General features: G+C 40.9%; 7 protein-coding genes. 4 read left to right on the plus strand and 3 right to left on the minus strand.

Translation table 11 applies throughout. From position 1 onward, the window contains the following. Positions 1–377: 377 nt before the first annotated feature. Positions 378–809: an EamA family transporter gene (locus RRG12_RS20805; protein ID WP_420760573.1), complete on the minus strand. Its 432-nt coding sequence runs from the start codon at positions 807–809 to the stop codon at positions 378–380. A 412-nt stretch (positions 810–1,221) separates the two neighbouring features. Between RRG12_RS20805 and RRG12_RS20810 the strand changes: the two genes are divergently transcribed. Continuing rightward, a complete protein-coding gene (locus tag RRG12_RS20810; RefSeq protein WP_420760574.1) occupies positions 1,222–3,201 on the plus strand; it encodes a protein kinase domain-containing protein in 1,980 nt (659 codons plus the stop codon). 75 nt (positions 3,202–3,276) lie between these two features. Here RRG12_RS20810 and RRG12_RS20815 read toward each other — a convergent pair whose 3' ends face one another. Beyond that, complete coding sequence (locus RRG12_RS20815; RefSeq protein WP_420760575.1) at positions 3,277–4,878, minus strand: peptide ligase PGM1-related protein; 1,602 nt, start codon at positions 4,876–4,878, stop codon at positions 3,277–3,279. Between the two features lie 708 nt (positions 4,879–5,586). On the opposite strand from RRG12_RS20815, the gene RRG12_RS20820 reads away from it, so the two are divergent. Then, positions 5,587–6,468 (plus strand): SDR family oxidoreductase, encoded by an 882-nt coding sequence (locus RRG12_RS20820; protein ID WP_420760576.1) that lies wholly within the window; start codon positions 5,587–5,589, stop codon positions 6,466–6,468. 233 nt (positions 6,469–6,701) lie between these two features. Further along, a complete protein-coding gene (locus tag RRG12_RS20825; RefSeq protein WP_069074584.1) occupies positions 6,702–6,959 on the plus strand; it encodes a hypothetical protein in 258 nt (85 codons plus the stop codon). A gap of 76 nt (positions 6,960–7,035) precedes the next feature. Here the strand turns inward: RRG12_RS20825 and mgtE are convergent, their stop codons facing one another. Beyond that, entirely contained in the window at positions 7,036–8,436 is a 1,401-nt protein-coding gene (gene mgtE, locus RRG12_RS20830) for a magnesium transporter (RefSeq protein ID WP_069074583.1), read from the minus strand. Between the two features lie 1,348 nt (positions 8,437–9,784). Between mgtE and RRG12_RS20835 the strand changes: the two genes are divergently transcribed. Continuing rightward, positions 9,785–11,221, plus strand: a 1,437-nt coding sequence (locus tag RRG12_RS20835; RefSeq protein ID WP_420760577.1) for a PA14 domain-containing protein, incomplete at its 3' end; no start/stop codon positions are given.

Below are 11,221 nucleotides of genomic sequence, written 5' to 3' on the forward strand. Positions count from 1 at the left end.
ACAGAATATATTTTGCAAAACTTTAAATATTCTGTAGCGGAGACTATCCGCAGGGTATAGAAAAGCATATTGGCAACTATTAGTACAGCACTGCATAAATGCACTTAGCATCTCAATTAACAAGGCTTGGCAAGGGGCAAAATCCCCTAACTTAATTTTTCGTTAAACTTCATGCAGTCTATAGGACTCATATTTGATTTCTGAAAAAACTCAGTACAACTAAGAAGCCTTCTTTCCTGTAGCAAGATTGCCTATTGCCTATTCCCTGCCTACGCAAATCAGTTCAGAAATCAAAGCGGATTCCTATAGAAAAAGTTTTTGCCGTGTCCAGAGAACCAAGTTCTGAATTTGGGATAAAGTCGAGCTTAGTTAAGACTTTAAATGATTAAAACTAAAGTACCTATGAATATTAACCCAGCTCCTAAAATAATCTTCCAGCTTAAGGATTCTCCCAAAAAAATGACTGAAAATAATAAAACTAATACCAAGCTTGATTTATCAATTGGTGCGACAAGAGAGGCTTTTCCGGCTTGTAAGGCTTGGAAGTAAAAAATCCATGATAACCCTGTAGATAGTCCAGATAATAATAAGAAAATCATGGTTTTTTGGGGTATAGCTAAGATATTAACTACATTTCCCTGAAAAAGTACAATCCCCCAAGCAACTACTAAGATGACAACAGTTCGGATTGCTGTTGCTAAATTAGGATTCACATTTTCTATGCCAATTTTGGCAAAGATAGTTGTCAATGCTGCAAAGCCAGCCGAAAATAATGCATATATCCACCATGCGCTGGTGTTGCTTTCCATCTTGCCTCCTGATTCACTGGTCAAAATTAGCAGTGTAATTTAAGCTCATCTTGCTAGCATAAATTACTCATCTGTCAAGTTTGACTTGCTAGGTTCGTAGTTTGCGCTTTGCCGTTTCCCTCTCTTGGTTACTCAGCACTCAAGACTCAGCACTACTGAAGCTATTACCTGCGTCAACTTTGCATTAACTTAACATTAGGAACAAATTTCAACTGTCATAGGTCTTAATTTTAAACATTTTATCAAATTGCTAGCATTACTTTTATGTTAAGCTGGGTATAGTTAGAAAAATGCTGGTAGCATATATTACTAATATTTATCTAGGTTACGAAGCAAGCAATCATATTTGTAATACTAGTATTATCTCGGACTAAAGCTAACACTTTAAAGTAACTAGGATGGGTTCCCCCAGATGAAATCCCCACCTTCTTCAAATTCTTGGAATGGTCGCTTTGTAGGTGATAACCAGCGATACCGTTTAGACAGACGGTTAGGCGGGGGTGGCATGGGAGAAGTCTTCCTAGCAACGGATACCCGTGTTGGTCAACAGGTAGCGTTGAAGTTGCTCAAAGATACGCTGGTGGCATCACTAGAAATGAGAAAGCGTTTTGAGCGTGAAGTGGCTGTTTGTGCTGCTTTGCAAAGTGACCACATTGTTAAGATTAGTGACTGTGGAGTTACCCCAGAAGGTTTTCCATTTTATGTAATGGAATATTTGCGGGGACAAACGCTCAGGCAATTATTGCTGCGCGAAAAGCGGTTATCTGTTGAGCGGACGGTGAAGATTATGGCGCAAGTTTGCAAGGGTTTACAGCTTGCCCATCAGGGAGTGACTCTGCAACGGGATGGTGGCAAAACCACTGAACATATTCAGGTAATTCACCGCGACCTGAAGCCAGATAATATATTTCTAGTACCTACAGATTTGGGAGAGTGGGTCAAGGTTTTGGATTTTGGTGTTGCCAAAATTCGGAGTGAATCTTCAGAAAATTCCAATATTACAAATATAACTAGTACATTTATCGGTACATTTCGTTACGCACCTCCTGAACAGATCCAAAGCGATCAAAACTTGGATGCTAGAGGTGATATTTACAGCTTAGGGATTATCCTTTATGAAATGCTGAGTGCAGCCGACCCATTTGGAATCAGCATTAAGGGTAGTCATATCAGTGAGGCTTCTTGGGTATTAGCTCATGCTTATGAGCCACCGAAACCACTGCGATCGCAACCAGGATGTGAGCATTTACCCATACAATTGGAAGCGGTGGTGATGAAATGTCTCCACAAAAACCCAGCAAACCGATTTGCGACTGTAGCAGAACTGAATCAGGCTTTGCAAGCTGCTGCCAAATTTACCACCGGGACTACTAGTGTACCCGACCAGATTAGTGGGCGATCGCAATCTGCATATAATCAGGGTTCAAATAACGAAACCATTCCGAGACAATCGAGCGACGATACTATTCTGCGTCCTCCATCTGCATATAATCAGGGTTCAAATAACGAAACCGTTCCGAGACAATCGAACGACGACACTATTCTGCGTCCTCCATCTGCGTATAATCAGGGTTCAAATCACGAAACGGTTCCGAGACAATCGAGCGACGATACTATTCTGCGTCCTCCATCTGCATATAATCAGGGTTCAAATCACGAAACCATTCCAAGACAATTTAACCCGATTGAGCAAAACCAATCCGAGGAAACTATTCCTCCCCTTCAGTCTGGACACAACCAAGGTTCAAATAACGAAACCGTTCCCAGACCATTTAACCCAGTTGAGCAAAATCAACAGAGTCCTGTGAATAATCCGAATGCCAAGAAACCGGATGTGACGCTGTATCAACCACGACCTGCGTCTAATCAAGGCGGACAACAAGTACCACCAGATAAGACATTGTTTCAACCGCGACCTGGGGCTAATCAAGGCGGACAACAAGTGCCACCAGATAAGACTTTGTTCCAACCGCGACCTGGGGCTAATCAAAGCGGACAACGAGTACCACCAGATAAGACATTGTTCCAACCGCGACCTGGGGCTAATCAAAGCGGACAACGAGTACCACCAGATAAGACATTGTTTCAACCGCGACCTGGATCTAATCAAAGTGGGCAACAAGTGCCGCGAGATGTGACTTTATATCAACCGCGACCAGCATCTAGTCAAGGTAGACAACAAGTGCCAACGGATGACACTATTTACCAACCAAGGCTAAGTGGGCAGCTAGCTACAAGAATTACTCCCAATTTTTTGCGAATCCTGGGAGTGGTCTTTGCCATTGGGCTGACTCTAGCATTAGTAACCTTTATATATACTCAATCGCAATCTGGTAAAGAGCCAAATAACCAGCAAGGTTTACCTAATAGCGATCAGCGCATTCAGAACTAATCAGCTAATCATCTCCTGTGAAAAGATTGGAATTAATGAAATAAGCAACTGGACATTTATTGCAAACCACATTCCTCAACTATGTTCATCCCAAACCACGGGAAAGGAATAATCTGAAAACGCCGAGAAATCACGATTTTCGCTGCGGGTTTCTTCATCCAGAACTTTCACAACTCTGTTATAAATATCTTGTGCTTGTTGCGGAGAATCACCGATGCTGGTTAATCCCAACTTGCCAAACTGCGAAAGGCAACCCATCAGATGAAACACTGTGCCCGTCTCAGTACCGCTATCGAAGTGCAGTCTGTGGTGAGCGATAATATCCATCAAATCATTAGGTAATAATCCCTGATAGCGCTCTTTTTGCAGATTGTCAGTGGCAATATAGTATTTTGGACGACCTTGCTGACTATAAAATAAACCCGTGGAAAGGTCATAGCGGCCGTTCGTTAATAATTTCAGGGTCATGAATGGATGAGTTGTACCGCCTTTACGCAGGTTAATTTCGATCGCCTGAATATCCCACTCTCCGTTACCCTTGTCAACGGCGATAAAATCTACACCAAATCGTTCCAAAGTACCTTTTTCTGCTAATTTTCTGCCAACTTGCAGTCCTAATTGCTGTAATTGCAATCGATATCTTTCATCAGCGGGAAAGCTACAACCAAGATAAATCTGACCGTCTGGGCCTCCCAGAATTTGGTCATGGGTTGAAAGAATTTCGACTTCCCCAGTGGGTGTAATCCGTCCTTGGACACTGGGCGATCGCTTAATTTCCCCTTCCACAAATGCTTCAACAATTGCCCCTAATTCCGGGATTCTTCCCGAAAAATTATCCCAAGTTTCTTGTTTGGCTTGAAAGCGCATTGTTGAGAAGCGATCGCTAATTGCTGCTACCCTTTGGTCATGAGTACCAATTCCTGGTGCTAAATTCTCAATCGGTCTAAAATCCACCAATGCATTTCCCTCTCCAGAAATGCCTTCGTTGAGTTTTACTACTACCCGTTTTAATGTCGGTTGACGTTCCCACAAATCACTGGTAGCTTCTGCCAAATCTTCGTGGTTCCAAACTTTTTCGCTACCATCTGGGTGAGATACTCCACTTTCGGCGAAAATTTGCCGACTGCCACTTTTTGTCCCCCAAATCTGCAAATCTGGTGCAGCAGCATACAGTGGTACACCTAATTTTAAAGACAATTCGCCTTCCCAGTGCGAAGAGTTATAGCAGATCATAAATGATTTGTCTAGCCTCAAAGATTGATGAATCCGTTCTAGCAGGCGGGGGCGTTCTAAAATCTTTTGGCTAAGAGGCTTAAGAGAGGAATCGTAAGTAGAAAGTAGCAGCAAGCGATTGCGGGCATGAGAAAAGGGAATTCCTGGCAACAGTTGCAGATAATAATCAATGATACTAGGATGCAGCGGTACTGAGGTTACATAAACCAGCCGAGTTCGGGGATTCCGCAACCGAATTAAGGAAAATAGTAATCTTTCCTCATAATGCTCACAGCCTTCGATCTTTTGGAGTTCGCGTTGGTCGAGACTCAAGGAGGGAATAATTAAAATATCCGCTTCACTATTGTCAAATAGCTCACTTGTTTTCCAGCGATCGCGTAGGGTTAATTGTAAGTGGCGAAACTTTTCAACTTGCTCTAACTCAGAAATATTTAGTGTTGCCATAACCCCTACCCTCTAATAATCTCAATGTAGCGCACCACACAGACTTTTGGCCTATTAGTTTATCAAGTGCTTTTGTAATAAATTTAGTCTGCAAAAAAGCAGCTATACAGATATAAAACTCAATAAATATTAATATTAACGGAAATTGACTTCATAAATTAGGTATTTTTGCAATTACAAAATGAGAAGGTAGAAACATTTATTTTAAAATAGCGGTAATAGCACAATTCTTAAGATACAAGAGATCATATATTAGCTAATTGAGTACATTTTATTTAAATTATTTTCTGTCTTAAGATTGAGCAAATTCTAAATTACTTTACCTCTATGGGGCGATAAACTACAGCTACATAATAGTTACCTTAAAAGCAGATGAAAATAATAATTTTTTCATCACGTAATCGTTGTGTACTTGTTTTCGGTAATCAGGTGAGGTGTGAGGATAAAAAATCTAATCAGCATAAATTTACCAGCAATAAGTACCTTTGACAAGCATCCGAGGTATGAAAGCCTAAAGTTACAAATGGCAAGTGAGAGTCAAGGCAGAAAATAAACCTTGGGTTAAATTTTTGATCCAAGGTTTGCTTTTGATGAAGATGGAAAATAAAGTACAGATTATTTCCGATCACCTGTTAACTTTCACCTGTTACCTAACCCAAATTCCCAATACTTAACTACATTCAAACTTCAATTACCAAGAGAAAAACTATGGCTAAATCAAAAGAGCAAAAAGAGAAAAAAGAGCAAAAATTACAACCACCACAGCAACAAGAAGTACCAGGTGTTGAATCAGAAATGACACCAAAACCTAAAGCAGATGATGCTCAGTATCGGGGTAGTGGCAAGTTACAAGATAAAGTAGCATTAATTACAGGGGCAGATAGTGGTATTGGTCGTGCTGTAGCGATCGCATTTGCTAAAGAAGGTGCAAATGTGGCGATCCTTTACCTGAATGAACACGATGATGCCAAAGAAACAAAACATTTGGTAGAAAAACAAGGGCGTCGTGCAGTCACCATTGCAGGTGATATTGGTGATGAAACCTTTTGTCAGCAAGCAATCCAGCAAACAGTTGATGAGTTTGGAAAACTCGATATTCTCATCAACAACGCCGCCGAACAACATCCAAAAGAAAGTATCGAGGAAATTACTGAAAAACAACTAGAGCGAACTTTCCGCACTAATATATTCTCGATGTTTTTCATGACTAAAGCTGCACTCAAACATTTACAAGCAGGCAGTTCTATCATTAATACTACATCGGTAACAGCTTATAAAGGTAATCCACAACTACTAGATTATTCCTCTACAAAAGGTGCGATCGTTGCTTTTACTCGCTCATTGTCACAAAATTTGGTGTCAAAAGGAATTCGCGTTAATGCTGTTGCACCAGGGCCAATTTGGACACCTTTAATTCCCTCAACTTTTCCTAATGAGAAAGTTGAAACTTTTGGTAAACAAGTACCAATGGAACGAGCCGGACAACCAGAAGAAGTTGCTCCTAGCTATGTATATTTAGCGTCTGATGATGGCTCTTATGTCTCTGGACAAGTGTTACACGTCAATGGTGGAGAAGTTGTTAATGGGTAAGTAAAAAAAAAGTTAGTCATTTGTTATTTGTTATTTGTACTGAGCTTGCCGTTAGCGTGGCCTCTCGTAGAGAAGTATTAATCATTGGTTATTTACTTTGGACAAAAGACCAATGACTAATGACTAATGACCAATGACTCTACCCTAATGGTCTTCCATTGGAGGGATGAGTTAATGTTGAAATATTGATACTCTATCTAGCAGTGTACATTTAAGAAGTAATAACTAAGTCTATGGCATCTCCTACACCACTGTATGGCACAGAACTAGTAGATTGTGCTAGAGCAAATGCCAAGCAAGGAATTGAAACTGCTGCTTATCAATGTGGCTATGGTCAAGACCTCAACAAATTTGCACAAGAACTCAGACAAGCTTGTGAAGAAATGAATTTACAAGTCAAAGAACTCAGCGGATTGATTACTGATCAAGACTTGATATTAGAATTGGGTACTGGCGAAATTGTTGCTCCAGAGACAGCATCAGAATTGTAAAAATTAGTCATTAGTCATTTGTACTTTGTTCTTCACTAATGACTAATGACAAATGACTAATAACAAATGACTCTTTTCATAACTTTAAAATTACCCGCGCTAAATTGAAGTAAATCAAAACACCTATTACATCAACTGCTGTGGTGATGAATGGTGCTGACATTAATGCCGGATCTAAACGGAGGTAGCGAAATAGAAACGGCAGTGCTGAACCGGAGATAGAAGCTAAAAGAGAAATAGCTACCAAACTAGTGCCGACTGCGATCGCTACTTCTAATCGTCCTTGCAGAAAATAAGCCCAGACAGTAGCGATCGTACCTAACATTCCTCCCAATAATGCCCCTGCGATCGCCTCTCGGCCAATTACCTGCAATGCGCCAAGCGATCGGATCTCATCAGTGTTCATCCCGCGAATCACCACTGTGGAAGATTGAGCGCCGACATTACCACCAGTCCCAGTCAGCAAGGGGATAAATGCTGTCAGTGTCACCACTTTCGCTAAAAGGTCTTCTTGTGACTTAATAATTGTTCCTGTAATGGTATTGGTTACAAGTAAGACCAATAACCATACAACCCGCTTCCGAGCAATTTCCAGTAAATTCATCTGAAAATAGTTGTCGCCCCCCGACTGCACACCACCACCCAAGGCATAGATATCTTCGGTGGTTTCTTGTTGCAAAATATCAATCACATCATCTACGGTGACAATACCTACTAGACGCTGTTCTCGATCTACCACAGGCACAGCCAGAAAGTCATATCTTTGGATTAATCTGGCAACTTCTTCTTGGTCTGTATCAGTGTGGACAAATATCACATCACGGGTCATAATTTCGCCAATAATCTGCTCAGGCTGAGATGTGACCAATTCCCGCAACGATACAATCCCCGTTAAGCGCCTTGCTGCATCCATGACATAAAGATAATAAATCATCTCACTGGCATTAGCTAAGTTGCGAATTCGCTCTAGAGCTTGAGATACTGTAAAGTTTTCTTTCAATGAAATTAACTCTAGCGTCATGATTCGCCCAGCAGTATCAGCTTCATAACCTAATAGTTGGGCTGTAGCTTGGCGTTCCGTTGGACTTAGTTGCTCTAGCAGACGATTAACGACTTTTGCTGGTAATTCATCAAATAATCTAGCCCGGTCATCCGACGACATTTGATCGACAATATCGCGGACTTCCTGGCTTTTAAGTTCCTCGATTAACCGTTCTTGAACACTGTAGTCAAGATATTCATAAACCTCGATCGCTTCATCCTTAGAAAGCAAGCGAAAAGCCAAAGCGTGCATCGCTTCTGGTAAACCCTCAATCGCCTCGGCAATATCCGCAGGCTGCACAGGTACGAGAATAGCTTTTGCTCCCTGCAAGTCTCCTGCTTCCAGGAGCATTTGCAGCTGAGTCCGCACTAAATCTCGCAATTCCCTGCGTGAGACATTCTGGATGGTAGAGTTTAAATTGTTTGTCTCAGTCAAAATCCACTTTCCTCAGCCAGTTTGAACAAGGTTGCTGCCCCTAGTCTAGGGGAAAGTGGGAATGTGCAACGTCAAACTTGTAATTTTTCCGACTTGGAGTCAATTAAAAACTTTTGTAAATGAACGAAAGAGTAGGGTTTCAAACGCTGATAAGTCCTTGCGTTCAGTGAAGTTGCCGCATAGCAATTTGCTGGATAGTTCTTTCCCTTTAACCGAACCGTATTAAAACAATTCGCAATGACGCTCGCGGACTCGCTACCGCTACGCTAACGCAATTATGTTTTGTAACGGGGATTTAATCCCGACACAAAACGTGCTGCCTATCTTGCTGAGGACTCAAACCCCCAAAGTTCGTTGATTGTGTTTCCCACCTTAAATGAATACTTACCTATTGACAGTCAAGATAAAGAATAGATAAATCCTACTTTGTCAAATCTTTAAATATCAAAAGGCTTCTTTATACAATTTTCATATAATTAATATCCATGCGGAGAAAAAACATGGGATTATCCTGTATGTTGGCAATCTTTATTTAAAGTTCATCAAAACTTTCATATTCCTTTAACAATATATATATCAATATGAATATTTAGACAAAGTTACACAAAAAAGATAGACATAACATCGTGATCTAGTGTCAAATATGTAATTGATTAACCTAAAAACAGTACCTAAACGAAATGTGTACTATTGCAACTTAGAGATACTTAAGTATCTATCTACTCCGATGTGTGCTGTTTTGCCTCACCTTCATACACCTGCACATCAGAGAAATTAGAAGCTGTCGAAAATGGTGATTTGTGATTTTTTATCAGTGAAGGCAGGAGGACTTGGGCGATCGCAATTTCGATCCTTCTCTACGAGAGGCTGCACCAAAGACAAGCTCAAGGTAACACAGGCTCAGTAAAAGTCAGTTGAGTTCAGAAGGCAATTATTGCTGGAGGAAGAAACTATAAATTAAACTCAAAAATTTGTCTGAACAAAACAAACATTAATCAGGACTAATACTTTTTTAAATTAATCTCTAGCATTTCGATATAATACACGTTTTTTATATTTTTTTTAGAGAAAAGATAGGAAGGCATAACATTACGCCATACTACTTTAATGTTGATACAAATAGCACAACAAAAGTATCATGCATTAATAGCTTGCTTTGCATCAGCAAGTGAACGAAATAGTATCAGTCTTAATTAAGAATATGTTGATAGGTAAATAATGATTTGGTTATCAACATACTTGAGCTACGATTATTACGCATTTTTTGTTGAAAACATTAAACATAAAACTAATCCAAAAGTATTGATCATGGCATTAGTTTTAGCTCTATTGTGAGGCATATATCTCAATGAATGAACAGAATCAACAACTGTCAACATCTCTAAATCCAACAATTGTTGCTCAACCATCTGCTTTAGAGAATCAGTCACAACCCAGCAATATTGCTGCTAGGGCTAGTGCTAGCGCCCTCTCTCAGGGAGATGGGCTAAAAGCAGAGTACTACGACAACATCGACTTCACCAACCTGAAGAAAACTCGCACAGATGCAACAGTTAACTTTAACTGGGGCAATGGTTCTCCAGATCCGTCCGTCGGTGCAGATACCTTCTCAGCGCGTTGGACAGGTCAGGTAGAAGCCAAGTACAGCGAAACTTACAATTTCTACACCACTACTGATGATGGTGTGCGACTGTGGGTAAATGGTCAACAAATCATCAACAAGTTTGTCGATCAATCAGCCACAGAACATAGTGGCGCGATCGCACTGGTTGCTGGTCAAAAGTATGATATTAAACTCGAATATTACGATAAGACATACGAAGCTGTTTCTCGACTTTCTTGGTCAAGTACTTCTCAAGCAAAAGAAATTATTCCTCAGTCCCAGCTGTATAGTAATGTCAACGTACCTCCTGTAGTTGGTAATGGCAACGGACTCAAAGGAGAGTACTATGACAACATCGACTTCACCAACCTGAAGCAAACTCGCACAGATGCAACAGTTAACTTTAACTGGGGCAATGGTTCTCCAGACCCATCCGTCGGTGTAGATACCTTCTCAGCGCGTTGGACAGGTCAGGTGCAAGCCAAGTACAGCGAAACTTACAATTTCTACACCACTACTGATGATGGTGTGCGACTGTGGGTAAATGGTCAACAAATCATCAACAAGTTTGTCGATCAATCAGCCACAGAACACAGTGGCGCGATCGCACTGGTTGCTGGTCAAAAGTATGATATTAAACTCGAATATTACGATAAGACATACGAAGCTGTTTCCCAACTATCTTGGTCAAGTACTTCTCAAGCCAAGGAAATTATTCCTCAGTCCCAGCTGTATAGTAATGTCAACGTACCTCCTGTAGTTGGTAATGGCAACGGACTCAAAGGAGAGTACTATGACAACATCGACTTCACCAACCTGAAGCAAACTCGCACAGATGCAACAGTTAACTTTAACTGGGGCAATGGTTCTCCAGATCCGTCCGTCGGTGCAGATACCTTCTCAGTGCGTTGGACAGGTCAGGTAGAAGCCAAGTACAGCGAAACTTACAATTTCTACACCACTACTGATGATGGTGTGCGACTGTGGGTAAATGGTCAACAAATCATCAACAAGTTTGTCGATCAATCAGCCACAGAACACAGTGGCGCGATCGCACTGGTTGCTGGTCAAAAGTATGATATTAAACTCGAATACTACGATAAGACATACGATGCCGTTTCTCGACTTTCTTGGTCAAGTACTTCTCAAGCCAAGGAAATTATTCCTCAGTCTCAGCTGTAT

The organism is Nostoc sp. CALU 546 (genome assembly GCF_048836525.1).